The 25,344-nt window shown below is 43.8% G+C and carries 27 protein-coding genes; 15 read left to right on the forward strand and 12 right to left on the reverse strand.

The window, feature by feature from the left end:
- Positions 1 to 10: 10 nt before the first annotated feature.
- The 6 genes from fliE to N2317_03795 are packed head-to-tail and all read right to left on the reverse strand — an operon-like array spanning position 11 to position 5,101.
- On the reverse strand, positions 11 to 307 hold the full coding sequence (gene fliE / locus N2317_03770; GenBank protein ID MCX7816615.1) for a flagellar hook-basal body complex protein FliE: 297 nt from the start codon (positions 305 to 307) through the stop codon (positions 11 to 13).
- A gap of 33 nt (positions 308 to 340) precedes the next feature.
- Positions 341 to 772 (reverse strand): flagellar basal body rod protein FlgC, encoded by a 432-nt coding sequence (gene flgC, locus N2317_03775; GenBank protein ID MCX7816616.1) that lies wholly within the window; start codon positions 770 to 772, stop codon positions 341 to 343.
- A complete protein-coding gene (flgB, locus tag N2317_03780) occupies positions 769 to 1,149 on the reverse strand; it encodes a flagellar basal body rod protein FlgB (GenBank protein MCX7816617.1) in 381 nt (126 codons plus the stop codon). The genes flgC and flgB overlap by 4 nt, the downstream gene beginning before the upstream one ends.
- 42 nt (positions 1,150 to 1,191) lie before the next feature.
- Positions 1,192 to 2,589, reverse strand: coding sequence for a sigma-54 dependent transcriptional regulator (locus tag N2317_03785; GenBank protein ID MCX7816618.1), 1,398 nt, complete (start codon positions 2,587 to 2,589; stop codon positions 1,192 to 1,194).
- Complete coding sequence (locus N2317_03790; protein ID MCX7816619.1) at positions 2,586 to 3,344, reverse strand: hypothetical protein; 759 nt, start codon at positions 3,342 to 3,344, stop codon at positions 2,586 to 2,588. The genes N2317_03785 and N2317_03790 overlap by 4 nt, the downstream gene beginning before the upstream one ends.
- Positions 3,345 to 3,346: 2 nt before the next feature.
- Positions 3,347 to 5,101, reverse strand: a complete 1,755-nt coding sequence (locus N2317_03795; GenBank protein MCX7816620.1) for a tetratricopeptide repeat protein — start codon at positions 5,099 to 5,101, stop codon at positions 3,347 to 3,349.
- 225 nt (positions 5,102 to 5,326) lie between these two features.
- Here N2317_03795 and N2317_03800 point away from each other — a divergent pair, with 225 nt between their 5' ends.
- Genes N2317_03800 through N2317_03810 form a run of 3 tightly spaced genes read left to right on the forward strand, consistent with a single transcriptional unit; the run spans position 5,327 to position 7,549 of the window.
- Complete coding sequence (locus tag N2317_03800; protein ID MCX7816621.1) at positions 5,327 to 5,863, forward strand: PilZ domain-containing protein; 537 nt, start codon at positions 5,327 to 5,329, stop codon at positions 5,861 to 5,863.
- Positions 5,864 to 5,878: 15 nt separating this feature from the next.
- Positions 5,879 to 6,733, forward strand: coding sequence for a flagellar motor stator protein MotA (gene motA, locus N2317_03805; GenBank protein MCX7816622.1), 855 nt, complete (start codon positions 5,879 to 5,881; stop codon positions 6,731 to 6,733).
- Between the two features lie 3 nt (positions 6,734 to 6,736).
- Entirely contained in the window at positions 6,737 to 7,549 is an 813-nt protein-coding gene (locus tag N2317_03810) for an OmpA family protein (protein MCX7816623.1), read from the forward strand.
- A gap of 2 nt (positions 7,550 to 7,551) precedes the next feature.
- On the opposite strand, the gene N2317_03815 is transcribed toward N2317_03810, so the two are convergent.
- The 6 genes from N2317_03815 to N2317_03840 form a co-directional block, all read right to left on the reverse strand.
- Entirely contained in the window at positions 7,552 to 8,025 is a 474-nt protein-coding gene (locus N2317_03815; GenBank protein MCX7816624.1) for a chemotaxis protein CheX, read from the reverse strand.
- 26 nt (positions 8,026 to 8,051) lie between these two features.
- Positions 8,052 to 8,426 (reverse strand): chemotaxis response regulator CheY, encoded by a 375-nt coding sequence (locus N2317_03820; GenBank protein MCX7816625.1) that lies wholly within the window; start codon positions 8,424 to 8,426, stop codon positions 8,052 to 8,054.
- A complete protein-coding gene (locus N2317_03825; GenBank protein MCX7816626.1) occupies positions 8,392 to 8,937 on the reverse strand; it encodes a chemotaxis protein CheX in 546 nt (181 codons plus the stop codon). The genes N2317_03820 and N2317_03825 overlap by 35 nt, the downstream gene beginning before the upstream one ends.
- Positions 8,938 to 8,940: 3 nt before the next feature.
- Positions 8,941 to 9,786, reverse strand: a complete 846-nt coding sequence (locus N2317_03830) for an HDOD domain-containing protein (protein ID MCX7816627.1) — start codon at positions 9,784 to 9,786, stop codon at positions 8,941 to 8,943.
- A gap of 2 nt (positions 9,787 to 9,788) precedes the next feature.
- Complete coding sequence (locus tag N2317_03835) at positions 9,789 to 10,271, reverse strand: chemotaxis protein CheD (protein MCX7816628.1); 483 nt, start codon at positions 10,269 to 10,271, stop codon at positions 9,789 to 9,791.
- A 127-nt stretch (positions 10,272 to 10,398) separates the two neighbouring features.
- Positions 10,399 to 11,766 carry a sigma-54 dependent transcriptional regulator gene (locus N2317_03840; GenBank protein ID MCX7816629.1) on the reverse strand — a complete coding sequence of 456 codons (1,368 nt, stop codon included), beginning with the start codon at positions 11,764 to 11,766 and terminating at the stop codon, positions 10,399 to 10,401.
- Positions 11,767 to 11,960: 194 nt separating this feature from the next.
- On the opposite strand from N2317_03840, the gene N2317_03845 reads away from it, so the two are divergent.
- From N2317_03845 to N2317_03900, 12 genes are read left to right on the forward strand one after another with little or no spacing between them, the layout of a single operon-like run.
- Positions 11,961 to 13,841: a methyl-accepting chemotaxis protein gene (locus tag N2317_03845; protein ID MCX7816630.1), complete on the forward strand. Its 1,881-nt coding sequence runs from the start codon at positions 11,961 to 11,963 to the stop codon at positions 13,839 to 13,841.
- 15 nt (positions 13,842 to 13,856) lie between these two features.
- Positions 13,857 to 14,681: a protein-glutamate O-methyltransferase CheR gene (locus tag N2317_03850; protein MCX7816631.1), complete on the forward strand. Its 825-nt coding sequence runs from the start codon at positions 13,857 to 13,859 to the stop codon at positions 14,679 to 14,681.
- A gap of 32 nt (positions 14,682 to 14,713) precedes the next feature.
- Positions 14,714 to 15,136, forward strand: coding sequence for a response regulator (locus tag N2317_03855; protein MCX7816632.1), 423 nt, complete (start codon positions 14,714 to 14,716; stop codon positions 15,134 to 15,136).
- Positions 15,136 to 16,191, forward strand: coding sequence for a chemotaxis response regulator protein-glutamate methylesterase (locus N2317_03860; GenBank protein MCX7816633.1), 1,056 nt, complete (start codon positions 15,136 to 15,138; stop codon positions 16,189 to 16,191). Before N2317_03855 ends, N2317_03860 begins: the two co-directional genes overlap by 1 nt.
- Before the next feature lie 2 nt (positions 16,192 to 16,193).
- Positions 16,194 to 18,422, forward strand: a complete 2,229-nt coding sequence (locus N2317_03865; protein ID MCX7816634.1) for a chemotaxis protein CheA — start codon at positions 16,194 to 16,196, stop codon at positions 18,420 to 18,422.
- A 19-nt stretch (positions 18,423 to 18,441) separates the two neighbouring features.
- The gene (locus tag N2317_03870; GenBank protein ID MCX7816635.1) at positions 18,442 to 18,948 is read left to right on the forward strand and encodes a chemotaxis protein CheW; all 507 of its coding nucleotides are present in this window, start codon (positions 18,442 to 18,444) and stop codon (positions 18,946 to 18,948) included.
- Between the two features lie 27 nt (positions 18,949 to 18,975).
- Positions 18,976 to 20,133: a methyl-accepting chemotaxis protein gene (locus tag N2317_03875; protein ID MCX7816636.1), complete on the forward strand. Its 1,158-nt coding sequence runs from the start codon at positions 18,976 to 18,978 to the stop codon at positions 20,131 to 20,133.
- A gap of 24 nt (positions 20,134 to 20,157) precedes the next feature.
- Positions 20,158 to 21,129 (forward strand): HD-GYP domain-containing protein, encoded by a 972-nt coding sequence (locus N2317_03880; GenBank protein MCX7816637.1) that lies wholly within the window; start codon positions 20,158 to 20,160, stop codon positions 21,127 to 21,129.
- A 16-nt stretch (positions 21,130 to 21,145) separates the two neighbouring features.
- Positions 21,146 to 21,541 carry a response regulator gene (locus N2317_03885; GenBank protein ID MCX7816638.1) on the forward strand — a complete coding sequence of 132 codons (396 nt, stop codon included), beginning with the start codon at positions 21,146 to 21,148 and terminating at the stop codon, positions 21,539 to 21,541.
- A gap of 24 nt (positions 21,542 to 21,565) precedes the next feature.
- On the forward strand, positions 21,566 to 22,423 hold the full coding sequence (locus N2317_03890) for a chemotaxis protein CheX (protein MCX7816639.1): 858 nt from the start codon (positions 21,566 to 21,568) through the stop codon (positions 22,421 to 22,423).
- A 2-nt stretch (positions 22,424 to 22,425) separates the two neighbouring features.
- Positions 22,426 to 22,761: a hypothetical protein gene (locus tag N2317_03895; protein ID MCX7816640.1), complete on the forward strand. Its 336-nt coding sequence runs from the start codon at positions 22,426 to 22,428 to the stop codon at positions 22,759 to 22,761.
- Between the two features lie 49 nt (positions 22,762 to 22,810).
- Complete coding sequence (locus N2317_03900; protein ID MCX7816641.1) at positions 22,811 to 25,156, forward strand: PAS domain S-box protein; 2,346 nt, start codon at positions 22,811 to 22,813, stop codon at positions 25,154 to 25,156.
- Positions 25,157 to 25,344 lie beyond the last annotated feature (188 nt).

Genomic DNA, 25,344 nt, shown 5'->3' on the forward strand with positions numbered 1-25,344 from the left:
CGTTTGCGCGTTATATTGTCATTCTCATTATTTCTTGATAGGCTTCTATAAGCTTGTTTCTTATCTGCAACATGGCGCGAAGAGAAATGTCAGCTTTTTCTAGCGCGATGATTGTTTCGTGTAAGCTTCCTTCGTTTCTCAATTGTAGTGCTACAATCGCTTCTTCTGCTTTAGTCTGCGCATTGCTGACCTCGTTTATTGCACCGATCAACGCCTCTTTGAAGGATAAATTTTTAGGGTCCTTTTTTAGTCCTTCGGTTGATTTGCTCACCGGGGATGTGTGGTATAGGTTCGGCTCAATTTTCATTGCTTTATACCTCCATATCTGAAAGCACCGACATCATTTACCTATGTCTAGGGACTTAAGAAGCATATTTTTGGTGGCGTCAAAAGCCGTAACACTTGCTTCAAAAGACCTGCTCGCCGCGATCATTTCAGCCATCTCTTGAATCACGTTTATATTTGGTAGTTTGACCATTCCTTGACTATCCGCGTCAGGGTGTTGGGGGTCGTAAATGGTTTTGAAACTGTTCGTTGAATCTTCAAGGATTTCCACTTTCACAGTTTTTAGTGTTTCTTTGAAGTTCTTCTTATCCGTTGTTTGCACCTCCGTAGATGAGAAGACAGGGATCTTTCTCCTGTATGGTTCGCCACTTGGGGTTTTTGTGGTGTTGATGTTGGCTAAGTTGCTAGTAACTACATCGAGCCTCACTCTCTGAGCGGTCATGGCATCGGCACAAATCTTGAAAGTTGAGTTGATATCCATTTTCATTTGACCTCCTTGAGAACATTATTAAGCTGGCGGAATTTTCTCGCCAGCATTTCTATGGTGGCGTTGTATATAAGTTGGTTCTCCGCAAGATTGGCCATGTGAGTGTCCAAAGTTACGTTTTCTAGGGTTATTACTTCGTAATCTATAAGGGGATCGTAAGTACTTTTTTCACTTGCGATGTGCCGGGGATGCGTCACACGAACGTCCAGTCTGGTAGGAGTCCCGACACCATCGTTTTTTTTAAGTCTCAGATCAGAAGAAATCCAGTCAGGGACATCGAGATTTGCTATGTTGCTCACGATAATCTCATGTTTTTTTGCCCTGTAGTTTAGCATTGTTTCTAAGATGCTAATCGTCCTGTTGAATAACCGGATCATTTTTGTACCCCTAATATAAATCCTGCAATCATCGTTCCAGGTTCAGATATTTTTTAGGTTGTATTCGTGAATTTTGTTACGCATAGTTCTAACGCTAATTCCGAGTAGTTGAGCTGCTTTCGTTCTGTTTCCACCAACTTTTTGCAGGGTTTCGAGGATCATTATCCTTTCCATATCGCGAAGGGTTAGGTTTTCTATCCTGGATGTTAAGGATTTGCCTAAGTCAATTTCTAGGTCATTACTACCGACGATGGGTTGGCGATCTTCAGAAATGCCCAGGTGTTCCACACTGATGAGTCTACCTTCACAGATCAAGACAGCCCTTTCAATGGTGTTTTCCAATTCACGAATGTTACCTGGCCAGTTGTATTCGTGCAGTTTTTTTTGGGCTTCTGGTGTAAGAGTGAGATGTTCTTTCCCCATAGCGCTCGAAAATTTCTTTATGAAGTGATTCGCGAGTAACAGTATATCCTTTCGTCTTTCTCTCAGAGGAGGAATATAAACAGGTATAACATTCAGTCTGTAGTAAAGATCTTCACGGAATTTACGGGCTTCTATCGCTGCTTTTAAATCTGTATTCGTGGTTGCTATTATTCTTACATCAACGGGAATTGGTTTCGTTCCTCCAATACGATCAATTTCACCCTCTTGGAGCACTCGAAGGAGTTTTGCCTGGAGTTGCACATCCATTTCACTGACTTCATCTAGGAGAAGAGTTCCCCCGTTTGCCAGTTCGAATTTGCCTATTTTTCTCTGTATTGCGCCTGTGAAGGCTCCTTTTTCATATCCAAACATCTCACTTTCAAGAAGATTGTGGGGTATTGCAGCACAATTAACTGCCACAAAAGGTTTCCCCCACCTGGTGGAGTGCATATAGATGTAGCGGGCAATGAGCTCTTTTCCTGTGCCACTTTCTCCTTGTATAAGGACACTGGAGTTGCTCTTCGCCACTCTTTTAAGCATGGCTAGGAGTTTTAGCATGTATGGGTCTTCAGTGATTATTTCTTTGACGAACCGACCTTTGGATGTTTCTCCAGTCGAATGTTTTTTTGTCATCTGATGGGCCATTACGTTTTTTACGGTGAATTCTAACTCTTCAATGTTGAAAGGTTTTGTTAGATAATCAGCGGCGCCTTCCTTAATGGCTTCCACGGCGCTTTTGACCGTTCCGTAAGCTGTGATGAGTATCACTGGGGTTTCCGGTGAAATTTGTTTTATGTGCTTCAGTACATCCATGCCGTTCATGCGGGGCATGCGCACATCGGAGATCACAACTGAAAAAGAGTCTTTACTGAAGATCCTCACAGCTTCTTCCCCATCCTTTGCAGTCTCAACCTCATAACCCGAACTCGTAAGTGCATCGGCAAGGGCGAATCTCATAGTATCCTCATCATCGACGATAAGAATTTTTCCTTTTATTCGATTTGTCCCTCTAGTCATTCTTGCTCTGATCCTCCTGTTGCAGGGAATGAAATGCTGAAACGAATGGAGTTATCATTATCTGCTTCGAAATTTATTATTCCGTTGTGGATATCAACTATTGTGTAAAGGATTGTAAAGGCGAGACCTGAATTTTTTCCGTGTTCGTAGATGAAATATTCAAATGGAGAGACCCGTTCCTGAAGGGCACTGTTTCCTCTTTCTACAAGGTTCAATACCACATGGGATACAGTTTTTGATGAATAATTTGTTTGCGCTTTTTTGACCTCTGTTGATACAAATAGATGTTCCTCTTCTGTAAGGTAACGAATGGCTGTATATATGATGGTAATCAAGAGGAATCTCAGCATCTCTCTGTTGCCTAGAATGGGAGGCACATTACTTGTGTAATTAAGCACCAGGTAGGGTTTACCCTGATCAGTAAAGAGTAAATTATCGCCAGTGATTTCTTTAAGGAGATCGTTAAGATTTAGGGGTTCAAAGGGTATCTGCAGCAGTTTACTCGTTCGGACAAGACCCATGAGGCTCTGATTGATGGACTTAACTGCTGAAAGAATCTGTTCAACCCTTCTTCTATTTATGTCTTTCTTCTGTTCTCTAAGTAGGAGAGAAGCGAGCAATTCTATGCTTCCCAAAGGATTCCTGATTTGGTGAACAATTTCATTGCTTACATGATGGATTAATCTTATCGATTCTTCGGAAAGCTTTCCCTTTATGTTTTCGGTGATAAACCCGTATCCTCTATGGTTTGTCATCTCTATTTCCTGTAAAGGTCAGGATGTTTTTTCATTCGGTGCATCGTCACTAATGTATAATCGGCCAGCTTAATCCAAAAGGTCTGAGGGGTACCCTCTTTAATCTTTTCTGTAATCTCTGCGACTTTTTTTTGATCGTTTTCTTTCATGAATATGCGAGCAAGAGCATAAAGAAGCCATCTTTTCGACTCTTCATCTGCGCTGTTTATGGCTTTGCTTATTTCGTCCGGATCGGGGGTGGTTTTATTTTCCAAGCTTGCCACCACAGGAATCAGAGGAGACACCTTTTCGCTTTTGCTCAACCGGGAGTAGATATCTTCAACCTCACGGATGACGTTTCTGTTTGTGCTTGTGTATTTAATGAAATCGAGTATTTTTTTGGATTCACCGTGAAGTGCAAGCTTCTCCAAACTCTGTGCGACTTTTAATAGAGTTTGAGGATTCTCGGGACCGAATACCCCGCGGGATGCTGACATATAGTAAATGTAAAGGACCGCTAAAGTGTCTCCCTCTGCGTAGAATCTATCGATGAGACTTGTGCTGAGTCCAGCCGCTTTGATAAGGGTATCAGTCCTGATGCTTCCCTCAGGTTTTTTGTCTAAAAGTAACAGGCATGTTTTTAGAGATTCTATCTCGTATCCCATTTTTCTTAAACCATCCGCTTTTTCGAGTAGAAGCAGGTCCTCTTTTTCCTTCGGTGGTTTCGGCGTAGTGTTTAAAAGAAGGTCGTAGGAATGAATGGGATCGTAAAAATACTGTGCAGCGGCTAGGTGATATGGGATTTTCTGATCTCTCTCCCTTATTCCTATAAGTGCCGCAGTGTGAATGCTCTCCCATGCCTCTTCACTTTGGGGAAAACGTTCGAGAATGAGTGAAAGGATATGTAGAGCAGCCTTTGTCTTGTTAATGGACAGCAGGGACCGAGCCGATATGAGTAGGGCTTTAGAAGTCAGAGGATCGTTAGGATGTAAAGATGCAAATGCCATGAGGAGACGGAGCGCTACCCGGTGATTATTACACATATGGGCTGATACTCCTGCTTGAAAAAGGTGCTCTTTTGAGACATCTATGAACGGTGGCCATTTGTTGGCGATTGTTTCGTATGCCTCGTGGGCATGTTGGTACTTGTTCAGTTTGAAGTAAGATGCTGCAAGCCCTAACCAGGCGGTTTTCTCTTCGTTTGATTTTTGATGGGTATTTATAAAGTTTCGGTACGCTTCCACAGCTTTTTCATAACGTCCAACACGGTAAAAATCATGGGCTATATGAATAAGGGCGTTTATTTTTAAAGGAGAGGAGCTGTATCCGTTTATGAGTTTTTCCCACGAAGCTATGGCTTCGTGAAAGAAGTTTAGGCCCTCATAGCTGATTGCAAGATTGTGGTAGATTGCATCGTTTCCTTCTTGGGGATCAGGATACTCCTTAAGTAACTGCTTATAGATTTGAACAGCCTGAAATAAATGGTGGTGAGATACCCTTTTGCCGAGTTCGAAGTGAGTATCTGCTAGTTTTTTCAATGCCTCTTTTCTTTCCATACCTTGGAGTTTGGATGGATCTGTGAGACTTTTAAGCTTTAAAAGGTTATCTTCTTGGTCGTTATCCGCAGAACTTGCGCTTACCATTCCAAAGGATATCCCCTGAACGTCTGTTGACGTTTCCTTATCTTTAGACCCCAATTTTTCTGTTGAATAGCCAATTATTTGACTATCGCTATCTGAAGACGCTGGTACTTTGACGTAATGTGATCTTGTGTTCATGAGAGGGGTTATACTGTCGTTTTCAGTTGTAGTAGTGCCGTCCGTGATTTTGGGTAAATAGAGAATCACGACTAGCAATGTGGAAAAAACCATTAAAAAGACATTTTTTTTCATCATTGTGACCGAACTATCAAATTGCAATTCCCGTACCACGTAAGTGGATAGCGGTTGGAGGTGGCACTGCATTTGCAGGATTGTCGAAGCATGAAAGGAGGCTGCAGACAGATGGAATCATCTATCAATAATAATAGAGAGTATTCCCGAGTTTATGCCTATATACCACTTAAGTATCGCGTTGTTCCTTCCGATGAATTTCACGGGTTGTGTAGTCACATAGCAGTTGAGCCTTTTTATTTTGATACATCAATTTTGCCAGAGGTGGAAAATGCGCAGTTAGAAACATGGTTTAATCTGATCAACGAAAAATTGGATTTAATAATTAGGCTTTTAAGGGCTCAGGCAGATGGGTTTCAATCACTGCCTTATAAGGCCGTAAATATAAGTGGGAGTGGTATCAGTTTTTCAGTTCACGAGGAGGTTCGGGTAGGTGACATTTTGGAAATAAAGATGGTTCTTTCCGATTGTAACTTTCATCCGGTATACCTGTGTGTGTATGGAGAGGTTGTCAGGGTGGAGCATCTGACCTCTGGTTATGTTATTGCTGTCAGGTTCGTTAAAATGGATGATAGGATAAGGGATGAGATAGTGCGTTTTGTCTTTGAGCGAGAAAGGCAAATTCTCAGGGAAAGAAGAAAAGGTTAAACGGGGAAAAGTACAGTGGTTGTGTCCATAGGTTTTGTTGTTGTTATTGTTTCTGTTGTGGGTGGTTTTCTTCTAGAGAAGGGTAATCTTTATGTGCTATTCCAGCCAGCGGAATTTCTGATAATTGGTGGCGCGGCGGTTGGGTCTTTTATCATTGCATCCCCCAAAAAAGTTATAAAGGGGGTGCTGGAGCATACAAAGAGGATCTTCAAAAAGACAAGTTATGATAAAAATGATTACCTGGAGGCATTGCTTTTCCTCAATGGTGTGTTCTACAAGATAAGAAAGCAAGGACTTGTGGCGATTGAGAGTGATGTGGATAACCCTGCAGGTAGTCCTCTGTTTAACCGTTACAGCTCCATAATGGGAAATGAAAGGGTCTTACATTTAGTTTCTGATACCCTCCGAATGGTTATGAGCACCACAATTGCCCCTCATGAGTTGGAGTCACTTATCGACAGTGAGATAGAAAGTCATTATGAGGAGTTGATCTTACCTTCGAAAAGTGTGAACAGTGTTGCTGATAGCTTGCCCGGACTCGGTATAGTAGCAGCGGTGCTCGGAGTTGTGCTTACCATGGGTAAGATGGGAGAACCACCAGAGGTGCTAGGTCACAGTATAGGTGCTGCCCTGGTGGGAACATTTTTAGGTGTTCTCCTCTGTTACGGTTTTGTAGGACCAGTGGGGCGTCATATGGAGCATATAGCCCGTGAGGAGATACGTTTTCTCACCGTTTTTAAGGTAGCACTACTCGCTTTTGTCCAGGGAGCGGCACCGAAAGTAGCACTTGAGTTTGGCAGGCGGGTTATTCCCAAAGAGGTGAAACCCACCTTCACCGAAGTGGAGGAACTCCTGCGTAAGAGTAAGTGACGAATGGCTGAGCGCACCCCAATAATAATAAAAAAAATGAAAAAATCCCATCATGAGGAACACCACGGCAGTTCGTGGAAAGTTGCCTACGCTGATTTTGTTACGGCTATGATGGCCTTCTTTCTCCTCCTGTGGCTTCTTGCCATGATCTCCCCGGAGAAGAGGGCGGCAATGTCAGAATATTTCAGAAATTTTAATTTATTTAGAGATGTAACTACTGCAGGCTCCAAGGGTATGATGAATAAGGAAGGTCTCCTGGGCGATAAGCAGAACAGTTTGGTAAAATCGACTAATGCGATGACTGGAAGGGTGAATTCGAGGGGTGAGAAGGAGATTATTGCTGAACGGTTGAAGAAGGCGATTGATGAGAAGTTGAGGGCATACAGTGACCAAATTTACGTTGATATAGTGGAGGGTGGTGTCCGCATTCAACTCGTGGATGCTGAGGGAAAGGAAATGTTTGCCCTAGGAAGTGCGGAACCAACGCCAAGGGCTAAGCAGATACTGAGTGTTATTGCAGAAAATATCCAAGACCTCCAGAATAAAGTCGCTATAGAGGGTCATACAGACGCGGCACCTTTCAAGAGTTCCCAGATAACTAATTGGGAACTATCCACTGCACGGGCGTCAGCGGCGAGAAGGGAACTAGAATCTAAGGGGCTTGACCCCCAAAGGATAGCCCGTGTTGTGGGTTTTGCAGATCAGGAACTATTCATTAAAGATAACCCCCGAGATCCAAGGAACAGAAGAATTAGTGTTACCATTCTAACTGGTAATCAGGGAATGGTTCCGCGATCCTCTATGAGGAATTTTTAGCTTCATTTGGTGTCATCCCGATTTATGCACACATCCACGACAAAGGATCCAGCTTCTGTTTCGAAAGGTATTATGATACTTGGTCCTCCCAACACATGACGGATGGAGTGGTTCCTACCGGATACAACTGTTGGTATTGCTGCCATTATACTGTAACCTGCTTTTTCCAGTTTCTTTCGTGCTACCCCGGAAATCATGTTGGTAATTTCACCGACTGCGTCTCTAATGTCACCGTTCATGTTATTTATTTCTTCTCCGAGCATGTTACTTACAATGCGTAGTATCGCACTCTCGCTGAAGCTTAAAGCCAAGGATCCCCGGGCATCTCCTGCCAATCCTATGATACCGGAGATGTCACCCTGGGCTAAATTGTCTTTTTTTAGGAAGGGTTTTCCCGGTTTTGGCTCTATAAAGGCCATTGTTTTTAGAACCTCAATCGTCGCTTCCAGGAAAGGATTGATGAATTCTACGTTCATGATGCACCTCTATAAAATTTATGGATTCAGCCGAGTATTTTGGCAATTTTTTCCTGAAGTGTCTCTGCAGTGAAGGGCTTAACGATGTAATTATTCACTCCTGCTTTAACTGCTGCGATCACGTTTTCCTGCAAGGCCTCTGCAGTTACCATAAGAAAGGGAGTTTTGCTGAGTGTAGCATCTGACCTTACTGCCTTTAATAATTCCAATCCTGTCATGTTCGGCATGTTCCAATCCGCAATTATGAAGTCGATCTGCTGGGACTTTAGGATTCTTAATGCTGAAAGTCCGTCTTCTGCTTCTACAATATTTTCGAAGCCAATCTGTCTTAGGATGTTTCTTATAACTTTCCGCATGGTGGCAAAATCATCGACCACAAGAATCTTGATATTTTTGTCCATTTTGTGGACCTCCTTCGATTTGTATTATTGCCTTTAGATAGGCTCCACGCCCTCCGTTGAGAAATAGACAAGATTCTCCTCTGCTTTCTTCTATGTCGGTCTTTTTTACCTCTGGAAGAGAGAAAATCACTCTGGTTCGGGGAGATAAGTCTTTCAGAAACCTACCACACACCATGTTAAGTGTTTCCTTTAAACAATCCTCGATGATCGGTTCCAGTATGTCTTGGGCTTCGATGTTTATAGAATTTTCCAACATCTGTTCCACAAGTGGGCGATTACACAGCAAAGTGATGTGTCCCTGGAAAGCGCCTGAAAAGGAAATGGTCGCTTCGTACGGTAATTCTGTGTCTACTAGAGAATTCACTGTATCTTCTAGAGAGATGAAAAATGCCGTATTAAATACCTCGCGAACAGACTTTGCCAGAATTTTTGAAATAGCACTATTTAAACAGATGCTCTCCATAAATCGTGCTTTCCCGTAGGTAGATCTTTCTGCGTCTAAATCAACCATCGTCTATAACACCTCGAATAGTTCCTGGGCCTTCGTTAATTCCTCTGCAATTTGAAGCATACACTTTTCAAGATCTTCACCAGTGAAGTTCCATGCGCGAATAATACTTTCCTCGTTTTGGTGGGCCAGTCCATCCATGCCTCCATCGATCCCCATGAGAAGACAGATTTGGTCGGCAAGATGAACAAACGCAGGTAGCTTGGAATTTGCTTTTTTTGCTTTTTCAGGTCTGTGGTGGTAAGCGATGGCATCGTGTAGATCGGGATGAAAGTTCCAATAGATAGCGATGCGAGCACCCACTTCTGCATGGTTTATCCCTATTACATCTTCTTCAGCTGTGAGGAATGAACACTTGTTTTTCTTTATGTAATCGAATATCTTCGCCGCTGCATCCTGAATATACTGGCCAATTACCAGTTTTCCTACATCGTGGAGAAGAGCAGCTGTGTAAAGAGACTCATCTTCCTTTCCCTGAATTCTTCTGCTTATGACCTGAGAGGCAATTGCCACGGCTACGGCATGCTTCCAGAGGTCCTTTGCCTTGACACCATACCCTCCCTTCGATTTTGAGTAGATACTGGCTGCAGAAGCAGTCTGGATAGCACGCAGAAGATTCTTCTGCCCCAGGAAAATTATAGCATCCTTTAGGGAAGTGATCTTTTGGTGTGTTCCAAAATAAGCGGAATTGCTAATTTTTAGTATGTTTGCCGCAATGGCCTGATCGTATTTCACAAGTTCAACCACCTCGTGTACAGAGAAATCTTCGTCACTTAACATAATGGCAACCTTGTTTGCCACGGCAGGATACGGAGGGAGTTTTTTGATGGATAGGAGGATTTTTTCCAACATAATTAGATCTCCTTAGTTTTGCCGTTTGATGAACGTATGTAACAACGACCATCGGATATATAAAGTCTCACACTCCTATTGATATTGAGTCCTGTATCCTCGGCCGCAATTAATACGTTGTTTTTCCAGAATATTCTCCTTGCCGCATTTATGTTTTTCTGACCTATCTGGAATAAGTTGTCATCGTTTATTATACTTGCACCCCCTACAATCCTGACTATCATCCTCCTTTTTTCAGCGCCAAGTTCGTAACAGGACTTAAAAAGCATAGGAATTCCCGTGTCGGCGAACATGGCTGGAGAATCCTTTGCTTTTTCTGCATTTATTGTGGAATCCGGTAACATGTAGTGGAGAAGCCCTCCGACGCGCATCAATGGATCATAAACCACAACGGCCACACATGATCCTAGGGCATATGTGACAAGGACATCTTCCGGTTTATTACTTATTTTCATATCACCCATGCCTACAATGATGTCGCCCATTTTCCCGAAGTTTATGCGTACCAAAAGAAAAAGTAGCAAATTTTTCCATGTGATTATGCAAAACGTGGGCCACAAATTGCGTAAGTTGCAACCTCAAAAGCTTAGTGTATAGTTTTACTGAGGTGATTTAGAAACGTTTTATCTTTTCCACGAGGGTGGTTCGTTTGATGTTCAGCAATTTGGCGGCCTTATTTTTGACACCTTTACACTTTTCCAGTGCCTCGAGTATGAGGGCCTTCTCGTATTCCTGGACCGTTTTTTGGAGGTCTATACCCTCTTCAGGGATGGAAAAATCTTTTATTGTGGTTTTTTCAGTTGCCGTGGAATGAAACTTCTCCGGTAGATCTTCCAGTGTGATGCTTCCCGTTTCTTTCATAACCACCAGCATCTCAATGAGGTTTTCCAGTTCTCTGACATTACCTGGCCAGGGGTAAGACATAAGGGCTTCCATTGCCCTGGGTTCTATATGTTTCACGTTTTTCTTCTTCTGCTGGTTGAATTTTTTTAGGAAGTGGTTTGCTAGAATTGCGATATCTGTACCGCGTTCCCTCAATGGTGGGAGATGTATGGGTATAACGTTTATGCGGTAAAATAGGTCTTCACGAAAACGCTTCTGTCTCACAAGTTCGGCAAGATCCTGATTCGTGGCAGCTATTATGCGGACATCAACGGTCATTGTTTTTATACCACCGATGCGTTCAAACTGCTTTTCCTGTAATACTCGGAGGATTTTCACCTGAAGGGCTGGGCTCATATCTCCTATTTCGTCGAGAAATATGGTTCCACCGTCCGCAATCTCGAATCTCCCGGGTCTCGATCTTATGGCACCTGTGAAAGCCCCTTTCTCGTGACCGAATAGTTCGCTTTCCAGAAGATCCTGAGGTATTGCCGCGCAGTTGACGGTTACAAGGGGTTTATTTTTCCTATCACTGTTGTAATGAATAGCTCGGGCAACTAGTTCCTTACCCGTACCACTTTCACCCTGTATGAGAACGGTGGAGTCGGTTAGGGCTACTTTTTGAATCTTTTCAAAAATTTTTTTCATGGGTTCGCTGTAGCCTATTAGTTTTCCAAAGTCGAACTTTTCTCTGAGAGAGTCCCTTAAGAGAACGTTTTCTTCTTTCAACTGGGCATAAGATACAGCTCTGGAGAGGGTTATTTTTACTAAGTCTTCCTTGAGAGGTTTGGTGATAAAGTCAAAAGCACCCATCTTCATAGCATCAACAGCTGTCTGAATACTACCGTAACCCGTAACTACAATTACGATCTGGTCGCTTTTTGTATCTTTTATGACTTTTAGGAGCTCCAACCCATCCATGTGGGGCATTCTTAGGTCTGTGACAACTACATCAAAATTGTCCCTAAAGAAAACGTCAATGGCTTCCTTTCCATCTGCGCAAGCTAACACCCTGTAACCCCACGACTCTAGCATCTCTTTCAAGTTGTTACGGTTCAATTCGTCGTCTTCCACGACTAGTACACTTGCCCTCTTCATTCCATTCCCCCTTATTTTCCCCGTCAACATTATGACATAATTCGTCAAGATTGTATGTGTCAAGGGAAAATTTGTGTTTTTTTTTGGCGTTGAGTCTGCGTGTATCCTTCTGTTTGAGTGATGAAAAGGTATGTGGTCTAAGTATTGCATATGGACGGAGCATCGACTCAAAATTTCGGCAGGGAGGTTGAATTATGTTTTCTAAAATGTCTCTTGGATCGAGGATTATGGTTGGAGTTTTTCTGCTTGTGCTCATTCCGCTGATTGTTGTGGGGGGATTTTCTATTTTTAAAAGTTCAGAGATAGTGGAGAAGTTAACATCAGAGAGATCACTCGTTGCAGCAAAGAGTGTGTCCGAAACGGTTGATCGTTACCTTACTGGAGAGATAAAGCTACTCGAGAGTTACTCCTCTGATCCGAATATCCGTATGGCAGCTGCGGGTGGTTCTGTGGATGCGGCGGATAGCATCCTAACCAATGTCATGCAAAAGGTGGGTAAGGACTACGAGACCATCTTTGTGGCGGATAGCTCAGGGATTATAAGGGCAGATGGAGTTGGAGGAAAGTACAAAGGGATAAATATAGGGGACAGGGAATATTTTAGCAAGGCAAAGGCGGGGAAGCCCAATGTGGGCACACCGGTGAGATCTAAGGGAACGGGCAATCCTGTTTCAGTTGTTGCAGTTCCCATCTATGAAAGCGGTGGTGGTTTCGTTGGTATACTAGCTGCTGCTTTAAAAATTGATAAACTCATCGAACACGTTACGAGTGTTAGATACGGTCAGACGGGTTTCGCCTTCATGGTGGACGAGAACGGAACTTTCATAGCTCATCCTCGGAAAGAGCTGATCCTGGAGGCGAATGTAAATAAAGCCAAAGGGATGGAGACAGTTGCAGAAAAGATCAAAGGTAAAAAAGATGCCATAGTGTCATATTCGTTCGAGGGGATAAGGAAGATTGCTGGTTTATCACCTGTTGATGTCACTGGTTGGACGGTTATAGCCACGCAGAACGAGGATGAGATCTTTGCACCTTCGCGGGCAATCCGCAATGCAGTTGCCATCTCAGCCTTGGTGATACTCGTATTGTCTATTGGAGCTGCCTTTTACTTTTCTCGCACTCTATCCCGTCCTATAACGAACTCTGTTCATAAACTATCCGAGGCAACTTCCCAGATGGCTTTGGCTTCTAGTCAGGTGAACACTTCAAGCCAGTCCCTTGCTGAAGGGGCTTCAGAGCAGGCATCGTCATTGGAAGAGACCTCTGCCTCTCTGGAGGAGATGGCAGCTATGACAAGACAGAATGCCGATAACGCCAGCCAAACCAAGGTGATGATGGATGAGGCTCGTAAAATCGTGCAGCGTGTCAATGCCCACATGGAGGAAATGGGAACGGCAATTGCGGAGATCAAGCGCACCAGTGAGGAAACCTCAAAGATAATCAAGACCATTGATGAAATCGCATTTCAGACGAACCTTTTGGCTCTCAACGCAGCTGTGGAGGCTGCGCGCGCTGGAGAGGCAGGTGCTGGTTTTGCTGTGGTGGCAGATGAGGTGAGGAATCTTGCCCTCAGGGCTGCAGAAGCGGCTAAAAATACGAGTAACCTCATAGAGAATACTGTCAAAGCGGTGAAGAGAGGAAGCGAGCTTACAGCTGCAACGAAGGAGGCCTTTGAAGAAAATATGGCTATCGCTAACAAAATTGGTCAACTGATTGACGAAATTGCAACGGCCTCACAGGAACAGGCGCAGGGTATCGAGCAGGTATCAAAAGCTGTAGTGGAGATGGATAAGGTGACACAGCAGACCGCTGCTCAAGCGGAAGAAACTGCATCCGCTGCGGAGGAGATGAACGCTCAGATCATGCAGGTGAAAAATGTTTCTGAAGAGCTTATGCGCTTAGTTGGGGGACGACAAAATGGGTTAGGTGAGAGTTTGCCGCTTCTCACACAAGATCAATTCTCCGTCAAGAAAAAGGTTTTCTCTCTGCCGGGTGTGAAGAGAAGTAAGGATGAAGGTTTAAAGTCTGTGACAGTTGCGGCACCTTCAACGGGTGAATTTCGTGATTTCCATTGATTTGTGAGGGTTTGAATGTTCAACATTGAGCTTTCCGATAGTGATTTCGAAAAGATCAGTCGTTTTGTTTACGACTACTGTGGGATCTATTTGCATGAGGGAAAACGGGAGTTAATAAAAACTCGGCTGGGTAAAAGGTTGAGGGCGGGAAATTTCAAGTCTTTTGCGGAGTACTACAGATATGTAACTTCCCCACAGGGAGCGGATGAACTGATTGCGATGATCGATGCCATATCGACGAATCTTACCTATTTCTTCAGGGAAGAGAGGCATTTTCAGAAATTAATGACGATAGTTACCTCCCTTTATCTAAATGGTGGACGTAGCTGGGGGATAAAGATATGGAGTGCTGGCTGCTCTACGGGTGAAGAGGCTTACACCATTGCCATCTGTTTGAAGGAGTGTTTGGGGCTAAAACCGGTAAGCATAAAGATTTTAGCTACGGATATATCCACCCAGGCTTTGAAAACAGCGGTAACAGGTATCTACCCTATGGAAAAAGTGCAGAAAGTGCCCCACGAGATACTGCGCCGTTACTTTCAGTACGGTCAGGGCAGCTTCGAGGGGTACGTTCGTGTGAAGGATGAGATAAAGAATCTTGTGGAATTCCGTCGCTTTAACCTCATAGATGAGCCCCCTTCTGACTTTAGGTTCGATATCATCTTCTGTCGGAACGTAATGATTTATTTCGATCGGGAAACACAGGCTACCCTTGTTAGTAGATTGCATCGTTGCTTGAATAAAGGGGGATTCCTTTTTGTTGGACATTCGGAGAGCCTATCGGGTCTAAAGCACCCATTTCGTTATGTGGAACCAGGTGTCTACAAAAAGGATCGTTAAAGGAGGATTATCGACACGGAAGGAGATTGTTAATGTCCTTCAACGTAATGGTGATTGAGGATTCCATAACCATGCGCAGCATTATCAGAAAGGTACTTACGCTTTCCCGCATACCTGTGGATAAATACCTTGAAACCGAGAGTGCCAAGGAAGCACTGACCCTATTGTCTAAGTATTGGGTGGATCTAATTATAACAGATTTGAATCTGCCCGGAATGAGCGGAATTGAAATGATAAGAGTCATTAAGAGCCAGGAAGAAACTCGGGATATACCGGTGATTGTAGTCTCTGCAAGTTGCAGCGAAGAACAGATTTCCGAGGCGATCAACCTCGGTGTTGATGGATTTCTCAACAAACCTTTCCGCCCTGAAGCGTTGTGTTCACTGGTTAGAGAAGTTTTGAACGTGAATGCGGAAAGTTACTTTGCCGATATAGATGAGAGGAGCGATTTTTAATGGGCGTTGGAGTTAGTTCATCCATGAGGAAGATCAAGGTTTTGATTATCGACGACTCCGCCATTGTGAGAAAAATACTATCCGAGGAACTCTCAAAATACTCCGATATCGAGATAGTAGGCACTGCCCCAGACCCTTTTGTTGCCAGGGATAAGATATTGAGATTGAAGCCGGACGTTATAACCCTGGATATTGAGATGCCTCGTATGGATGGTCTGACTTTTCTGAGAAAACTTATGAAACACTATCCTTTGCCCACTATAATTGTCAGTTCTTTGACGCCTCAGGGTAGCAAATTGTCATTGGAAGCTCTAGATCTGGGGGCTGTGGATGTTCTTGCTAAGCCGGGGGGGCCTTACAGTGTGGGTGATATGAGTGTTCAGCTCGTGGAGAAGATACGGGCGGCTTCAAGGGCAAAGTTGAGGATACCTATTGTAAAGAACGATGAAAAGGTCGAGACGAAAGAGGAACCCACTGCTCTCACTCGGACTTCAAACAAGGTTATTGCCATTGGTGCTTCCACGGGGGGAACGGAGGCGCTCAAGGTCATTCTTTCCAAGTTGCCCCACAATGTGCCAGGTATTGTTATTGTCCAGCATATGCCAGCCACGTTTACGGCGGCTTTTGCGGAGCGTCTTAACAGCATCTGCAACATTTCTGTAAAGGAGGCAAAAGACAATGACTCCGTGTTGCCGGGAACAGCTCTAGTAGCCCCTGGTAATTACCATATGTTACTTAGGCGTAGTGGGGCTAGGTATTATGTGGAGATCAAAGACGGTCCCCTTGTTCATCACCAACGTCCAGCTGTGGATGTCCTGTTCAAGTCAACGGCGAAGTACGCTGGACCCAACGCTGTGGGTGTTATCCTTACAGGTATGGGATCCGACGGTGCAGAAGGTTTGAAGGAGATGAAAGAGAAAGGGGCATTCACTATAGCTCAGGATGAGGAAACTTGTGTGGTTTTTGGGATGCCCAAAGAGGCCATTAAACTTGGCTGTGTAGATAAAGTGGTTCCCTTGGATCGTATAGCAGCCGAAATTTTAAAGGTGGTGTAGTTATGGAACTTAAGAATCTCCTGAGCCTTATAAATGGTTTGGTTGCGGACTTTCTCTGCTTGAACGGGAGGGAAATAGATATTCCGTCTTCCGGCAGATTTCTCAATGTGTTGGAAGAGATGTCAAAAATTGCAAGGGAGATGCGATATAGCACCTTAAACAGAGTTTCTGAGTTGTTAATACATCTCCTGGAGAGGCTCATTTTAGAAGAGGTCAAAGAAAAACAGAGAGGTTTTGAGGTATTTGAAAAAGGGGTTTCTCTACTGCAGGAGATAGGACAGGTTCTTGAAAGGGGCGAGGATTTTGCGGATGAGGAAAGGATCAGGACGTATGTAAATTCTGTTAAAGAGCTTACGGGTGGTATTGCTGAAGTTGAGGAGCCCAGTCACTGCGACAGAGCTTTTGATGAGGGTGGTTCTGAGGTGAGAACGGAACCCCTCCATTCCTACATTCACCAGGACACGACCCTTTTGAGTGATTTTATCACGGAAGCTCTGGAATACATAGGGAATATCGAGATAAGTATTTTGGATCTGGAACAGAATCCTCACGATAAAGATTGCATTAACGCTATCTTTCGTCCTTTTCATTCCATAAAAGGTGTAGCAGGATTCCTTGGTCTGGCCAACATTCGTGATCTTGCCCATTCTCTGGAGAATCTACTGGATAAGGCAAGAAATGATGAGCTCACTATTACACCCTCAGTAATAGATGTTGTGCTTGATGGAACAGATTTATTGAAGGGTTTGATTCTCAAATTACGGGATGAAATGAGCGGAAAGGCTTTCTCGGGTGGTGAGGACGTTGGAGACTTCCAGGAGATCATGGAGCGCATCAGGAGTGTGGAAAATGGCATGGTGGAACCTGCCGGTGCGAAAAGGCTGGGAGAGATACTACTGGAGGAAGGTGTAATAGATCAAGAAAAGTTGGATGTCGGACTGAAAAAGCAGAGTGTGAGTCCCGGTAAGAAAATAGGAGAAGTGCTCATTGAAGAAAAATTGGTGACACCCAAACAGGTTTCCCGTGCTTTACGAAAACAGGCCGAGTATTCTGAAGATATGTCCACCATTCGTGTGGATACGAGAAAGCTGGATGACGTTATTGATTTGGTTGGCGAGCTTGTAATCACTAAAACTATGCTTGAACAAGACCTGAGGCATTTGCTCACTACAGATAGAAACATCATACGAGATATGGGACAGCTCAATCGCATTACCTCTGGGTTGCAGAGGATGACAACGGGTCTACGGATGGTACCAATCAGGCAGTCTTTTCAGAGGATGGCGAGGTTGATTCGTGATTTGGCGAGGGAGAGTGGGAAAAGAGTCACGGTAGAACTGGAAGGTGAGGATACAGAGATAGATCGTCACATGGTGGAGGAGATCTATAATCCTCTGGTTCATCTTGTCCGTAATGCTGTTGATCACGGGTTGGAAGATCCGGAAGAGAGGCTTACAAAAGGTAAGCTTCCAGAGGGTCACGTAAAACTTAAAGCGTACCACAGAGGTGGGAATATAGTCATTGAGATAAGTGATGATGGTCGCGGGCTTGATAGAGAGAGGATTCTGAATAAGGCGCTTTCCAAAAATCTAATAAGCGGGACGGAACATCTCACCGATCAAGAAGTCTACCGGTTGATTTTTCTTCCTGGTTTCTCTACGGCGGATCAGGTTACAGAGATCTCCGGTCGAGGTGTGGGAATGGATGTGGTGAAACAGTCAGTGGAGAAATTGCGTGGTAAAATAGATATTGAAACGTCCCCTGATGAAGGAACAACCTTCATCATAAGTTTGCCACTTACTATGGCCATTATTGATGGAATAATCGTGAGGGTAGGGGAGGAGCGTTACATTCTTCCCACTGTTTCTATCCGCCAGGCTTTACGACCACAGAGGGAGAGTTGCAGTGTGGTTGTTGGTCGTGGTGAAATGGTGAATGTGCTTGGAAGACTGATGCCCCTTGTGCGTCTGGGAAGTCTCTTTGGGGTTAAGGGAAAGGCTTTACATCCTTGGGAATCCATTGTTGTGGTTATGGAAAGCGATGGTCATGTGAAGGCGGTAATGGTGGATGAAATCGTCGGCAAAGCAGAGGTGGTGATTAAGGGGCTTGGGGACTCTTTAAAAAATGTGAAGGGTGTCGCAGGGGGGGCCATACTTGGGGATGGTCAGGTTGGTCTCATAATAGATGCAGCTGGGCTTTTTGCTCTGAGTGAGTCGGTTAAAACTAATTAAAATTTCGGGAGGTAGGACTATGGTAGATGAGGCATTGGGAAAAAAAGGAAATACCGTCAAGGATCGGGAAGGGAAATACCTCACTTTCACCCTTGATGGAGAGGAATACGGTATTGGGATACTTAAGGTGAGGGAAATTATTGGTATGATGCCTATTACCTCCGTTCCTCGGACGCCTGATTATGTGAAGGGCGTGATCAATCTTAGGGGTAAGGTTATACCTGTAATTGACCTCCGTTTGAAATTCGGTATGCAACCAATGGATTATACAGAGAGAACATGTATCATTGTTGTGGAAATTTCAGGTGAAGGAAAGAAGATCCCCATGGGGATTGTGGTAGACGCTGTATCTGAGGTTCTGAACATAAAAGGTGTGGATATCGAGGATACTCCCAACTTTGGCACCAGGTTACGTACGGATTACATCATGGGCATGGCGAAGATGAGCGGTGGTGTCAAGATCCTCTTGGATATCGATAAGGTACTTGGAGCGGAGGAAATTGCTGCAATAGAAAGAGCAGCGTGAAGTAAAGGTTGGGAGGAGGGGATGTATATGAGCCTAAAAGGTAAAATAATGCTTGCGAGTTTCATAGGAGCTGTTCTTATTGCGATTGGTGGAACTATTGGTTGTGTCGCCGCTATGGGTTATCTAAACGGTATTCTGGGGACCGAAAGGGTAGTTCTGGTACTTGCCTCAGGAACAATTGTGGCTATTGTCCTCTGTTTAGGTGGAGGTTATGGGATAGTTCACACTTTTAGAAGGGATATTTCTGAAACGGTACGGGGATTATCCGATATGACTGCTCAGGTGGCAGAAGCAGCGGAACAATTTTCAACTTCAAGCACTAGTATTGCGGAAGGTTCGGCAAGAGCGGCTTCAGCGATAGAGGAAACATCATCCTCAGTAGAAGAAATAGCCTCTATGGCTAAGAAGACACTGGAAAATGCCTCTCATCTTACTGCCTCTGGGGATAAAACATATATTGCAATGAAGAATTCCCATAAGTCTCTGCGCGAGACTAATGAATGCATGAAACGTATAGGTGAGTCCAGTGAACGGGCGGCAAAAATAATAAAAACAAGTGATGAAATAGCCTTTCAAATAAATTTGCTGGCCCTCAACGCTGCGGTGGAAGCTGCACGTGCTGGTGAAGCTGGGGCTGGATTTTCCGTTGTAGCCGATGAAGTGCGCAATCTGGCCATGCGATCAGCTGAAGCGGCTCGGAACACAGAACAGATCATCGGGGAGATGACGAGGGAAATTAAAGAGGCCTTGTCACTGATCGAGAAAACTCTGGAAGAGTTTTATACCATGGGTGAGGAGGGGAAGAAAACGAATAGTTTAATTAAGGATATTGATCAGGCTGTGCATGAAATTACTCAGGGCATTGACCAGATAAACAGGGCCATTGCGGAACTGGACAACGTTACTCAGAGTACAGCATCGGGTGCGGAACAGATGGCTAATTCTGCGATGGCGCTTGCTTCGAATGCGACGTATTTGAGGTCGTACGTGGGTACTATTAACAAGCTTGTGGGTGTTAATGGTCAGGCAATGGAACTAACTGTGAAGAGTAAAGAACGAACAGGTGAATTGGTGAATGTGGGTGTTAGAAAAAATCTGCCATTTCCAGTGGAAAGGTCCCGAGTAACACCTACATCAGGAAAAATTAGGTCAGAGGAGATCATACCTTTGGAGGAGGCGAAGTGACGGTTTTTTAATTGAGGAGACTGTATGTCCTTTAAGGTTCCTGTGGATGAGTTGAGAGTAGGTATGTTTGTGGAGATACCCCTCCCTTGGCATCGCCATCCCTTTATTAAAAATGCTTTTCTGATATCTTCGCTGGAAGATTTGAGAAAGATCAAAAAACTAGGTATTCACGAGGTAATAGTTGATCCAGAACGGAGTAGAGTTTTAGAAGCTGAAGAGGGGGCGTTACAAGATGAGGAGATAGTAGAAGAACGTACCCCTGGAGTTCTTCCAGAACTTCCTCAAGTTATACGGGATCCAAGCTTGAAACCTGAGAAAAAGGCGGATCTAATGTATACATATACCCTTCAAATGATGGATAGTCTTTTCAAAACACCCACGGTATCGCGAATCAGAGAGATAAAGAGCGGCATCATTAGAGTTGTCGATATTATACTGAAAGATGGAGAGACAACGCGCTATCTAATTAACATGACTTCTCATGACTGGTACACTTACACCCATTGTACTAATGTAGGAATCCTTGGTGTGGCTTTGGCTAAAGCGGTTTTTGGTTTAGATTCTGAACATGACCTCTATGCTTTGGGGGTTGGTTTTTTTCTCCATGATCTGGGGAAGGTAAGGATAGCAGACTCCATACTCAATAAAAACGGTCCCCTTACGGAGGGTGAGATGAAAGAGATTCGCAAACACCCGTACTACGGGTTTGCGATGCTTACAGAAGCACGACAGTTGACCGAGGAATCCAAAATTATTGTCCTCCAACATCATGAAAGGTACGATGGTAGTGGGTATCCAAGAGGTTTAAAGGGTAACGAAATTCACCTTTATGGCCGCTTATGCGCTCTGGTGGATGTTTTCGATGCGTTGACATCGGATCGCCCTTACAGAAAGGGCATGAGCTCCTTCGAGGCACTGAAGCTTATGCGTGATGAAATGCTTCACCATTTCCAGGCGTCACTTTTTGAAAAGATGGTGAACATGCTTAAAGTTTAACTTACTAAATGTTGCTATGGGTGACAAAGTTCTAATTGTTGATGATGAAATCCATGTTAGGGAAACCCTGAAGGAACTTCTGGAGGGTTCCGGTTGTGAAGTCCTCCTTGCGGCGGGGGCTGAGGAAGCTATGGATCATGTGTCCCGTGAGGATTTGGTTGCTGTTTTTCTGGATTTGAAACTCTTCGGTATGAATGGGTTGGATTTATGCAGAAAGATAAGAAAGCTGAGACCTTTAACGGTAATTTATGCAATGACTGGATGGCTTGGTCTTTTTGATGTAGAGGAATGTCGGGAGGTGGGTTTTGACGATTTTTTCCCAAAACCCTTAACCCAGGAGGTACTTATTCGCGCTGTAAAAGAGGCATGTGAGAAGAAGAAGAGATGGAATAGAGTACATAAAAATTTGTAAATTTTGCATGTTATGGATGTGCGATTGATAAATTCTTTTCTACTTGCAACTCAGGAAGTGTTAAAGAGTATGGCCGCTCTGGAGGTAATGACCGGTAAACCCTGTGTGAAGAGAAGTGAGAATGCGCTTGGTGATGTGTCGGGTGTTATTGGCTTAACGGGTGATGCCATTGGTTCTCTCGCTATCAGTTTCTCCATTACTTCTATATGCGAAATTGCGGGGCGCATTTTGGGGGAATTCTACCAGAACCTAAACGGAGATGTTCTGGACTGTGTGGGAGAACTTACAAACATGATTTGTGGCGTGGCAAGGACGAAGGTGGAAAAAGAAGGATTACGGGTGTACGCTTCTATTCCTTCTGTTGTGTATGGCAGTGCTCACACAGTAAAACACATATTGGATGGGCCAAGCATTGTGATTCCTTTTTCCAGTGAAGTGGGAAGTTTTGTCCTTGACATGTGTGTACGCAGAGTGGTTAATCCTATTTTGAACGTAGCAAAAAATGAACATCTCAATGCGCGTAAGGCTGCCCGGATATCTGTTGGGGACAATAGAAAAGAAGATACGGTTGAAGGGGTAAGTGTAAGAGAAGATCTAAAAGATTCTCCGCTAACAAGGAGAGATAAAATTGAGTTGATGAGAGCAAAGCTTAAAGAAATGTCGTTGACCAGGGAAGCTTTGATCAAGCAGCTTAATGATAATCCGCTTTTAAGCTACGAGAAAAGAAAAACGTACAAAAAAGCCCTCGAGGTTTGCGACCAGAGGATAAGACGACTGAAATTGGATATTGCTGCATTGGAGATGATAGAAAAAATGTCACCAGAGGAACTGGAAAATCCCAAGATTGTGAGCCACTATCAACATTACACCAAGAGGAAATAGCTATGATCTTGAGAGTTGGTTGTTCGATTTTATTATTCTTGATTTTCTCTTTTTCTGCTTTTTCTGGTGATGTCTCTGCCCTTACCTGGGAACAGGTGGTAGCCCTTAAAAAGCATGGTGTAGATGACAGAACCATCCAGATGATGATAATGCAGGAAGAGGCAGCTAGGAAAAGCGCTGAAGTTGGGGTATGTGAAATAAGGGATAGCGAGGGGAGGGTTATTACTGTTTATTCCGCTGGAACCACTTATGACTCTATGGGGGATGAAGAAAGAGAAAGGCTCAATAAAGCGTGGGAAATGCTGAAACACATAATAATCAATGGCAGGGGGCATTGATTATGATGGTTTTGGGTGTTGTTAGTTCCTGGAAAGTGGGGTGGTGCCCATGAAACCTACACTCAATAAATTTAGGTATCTGAAGGAGATCATAGATTTTATACCTGATGCCACACTGGTTATTGACCGCGATGGTGTAGTCGTCGCTTGGAACCCTGCTATAGAAGAGATGACAGGGGTTAAAGCTGAGGATATGTTGGGGAAGGGTAATTACGAGTACGCTTTACCCTTCTATGGAGAGAGACGTCCCATACTTGTGGATTTCGTTTTTCGGTACCATGAAGAGGTGGCGAATAGGTACCGCTTCATCCGTAGAGAGGGTGATATGCTTGTCACGGAAACGGAGGTGCCTAAGGTAAAAGGCAAGAGCTGTATTCTCTGGGGTAAAGCGGCGCCTATTTACGACGAAGATGGTAATGTTGTGGGAGCCATTGAAGTTATAAGGGATGTTACGGACAAATGGGAATTAACCGAAAGATTGCAAAGAAGTGAGGAAAAATACCGCGAGATTTTTGAAAAGGCTATATGTGGTATCTTTCAGTGCACCTCGGAGGGCAATTTTATCACTGTAAATCCAGCCATGGCGGCAATGTGCGGTTACGATTCGCCAGAGGAGATGGTTAGCACGGTTACTGAGGTATCCACCCAGTTTTTTGAAGATTATTCGAGATGGAAGGCTTTTATAGAAGTCTTGAAAGAGCAAAACCAGATAAACAACTTTGTGTGCCAGGTTCTCTCCAAGAAAGGAGAAAAAATCTGGGTTTCTGTTGATGCTCGCGCTGTTATCGATAGAGAAAGCAAAAAAGTGTTCTTTGAAGGGTTTGTGAGTGATATTACCAAGTTAAGGGAAGCACAGGAAAATCTTCTGAAAAATGAAGCACGTTACAGGGAGATTCTAGACAGCATAGGAGAAGTGTACTTTGAAACTGACCTTAGGGGAAACTTTGTTTTCGTCAATAAGACGATTAAAGAAGTTGCAGGATACGATGTTGAAGAGATGATCGGAAGAAATTTTAAAGAGTTCCTTAACAAGGACGATGTGGAGAAGGTTTACGAGGTCTTTGGGAAAGTATATAGAACAGGATCGCCGGGTCTCCTTAATGTGTGCAGGTTTTACGATAAATCTGGTAATGCAAAGTTTTTAGAAGCAAGGGCTTCTATTATGAAGAACGATGATGGAAAGCCAGTGGGTTTTAGGGGATTGGTGCGTGATATCACAGAACATGTAAAGACGGAGGAGGAGAAGAGACAGTTACACGCCCAGTTCCTGGAGGCTCAAAAACTGGAAGCAATAGGATCGCTGGCTGGGGGAATTGCCCATGATTTTAACAACCTTCTCATGGGGATGCTTGGATGTATATCCATTATGAAACTGGATCTGTCGGACGATCATCCTTACATGGAAAAAATTAATATTTTAGAGAGGTTGATCCAGAATGGGTCTGATCTTACGAGGCAGCTCCTAGGTTTCGCCCGGGGTGGTCGGTACGAGATAACAACTGTTAATATAAATGAGGTTATTAAGTTCTGCGCTGATGTCTTTGCACGTACAAGGAAGGATATTTCCGTATCGTTGGATCTGGAAGCGTTTCCTTCTAGTGTGGAGGCTGATAAAGGTCAAATAGAACAGGTGCTATTTAATCTCTTGGTCAATGCTGGTGAGGCCATGCCTTTAGGAGGCGAACTTTACATTCGTAGCTTTAATGCTGTTCTTAATGAGGAAAAGGCAGGAGAATTACTCGTCTCTCCTGGTTTATACATCGGTGTATCTGTACAGGATACAGGGGTGGGTATTGCTGAATCTGATATTAACAGGATTTTTGAACCTTTTTTCACAACCAAGAAGGACAGGAAAAGTTCGGGGTTGGGTCTTGCATCTGTCTACGGTATTCTCAGGAGCCACCAGGGTGGGATAACAGTGTCAAGCAGGTTGGGGGAAGGAAGTACCTTTACCTTTTATCTACCGGAATCTTTTAAGGAAGCGGTTGAAACGGTCACTTCTTGGCCTGACGAGATATCCTTTGGGCAGGGGAACATCCTCCTCGTCGATGATGAAGATATGAATATACAGGTGGTTAGAGAGATGTTAGAATTTCTCGGCTACCGTGTTTTCACAGCGGGTAGTGGACAAGAAGCTCTGGCTGTCTTCGCTGAAAAGGGTTCTTTAATTGATCTGGTGATACTTGACATGATTATGCCTGGAATCAGTGGTAAAGTTACATACGAGAGACTCAGGGCGATGAGACCAGATGTGAAAGTTTTACTATGCAGCGGTTATAGCATGAATGGACAAGCCCAAGAGATGTTGAGAATGGGTTGTCAAGGTTTCATCCAGAAGCCGTTCTCCATTGAAGAGCTTTCACGTAAGCTCAGCCTTATTATTAAAGGCTGTTAAGGATAAGAAGATCTTTCAATATAATTTGCATGTTTTTTTAAAATAGTTGAAAGAAATTTTTAAAAAATCAAGATTTTTGAAAAAAATTTTAATTTTTAGAAATTCTTATAAAGATTAATTTTTTTATCTATTTATTTCAATCAGATTAAAAAATACTATAACATCTCGCAATGACAGAACATTCCATC

The organism is Syntrophales bacterium, assembly GCA_026417625.1.
GTDB lineage: Bacteria > Desulfobacterota > Syntrophia > Syntrophales > UBA8958 > JAOACW01.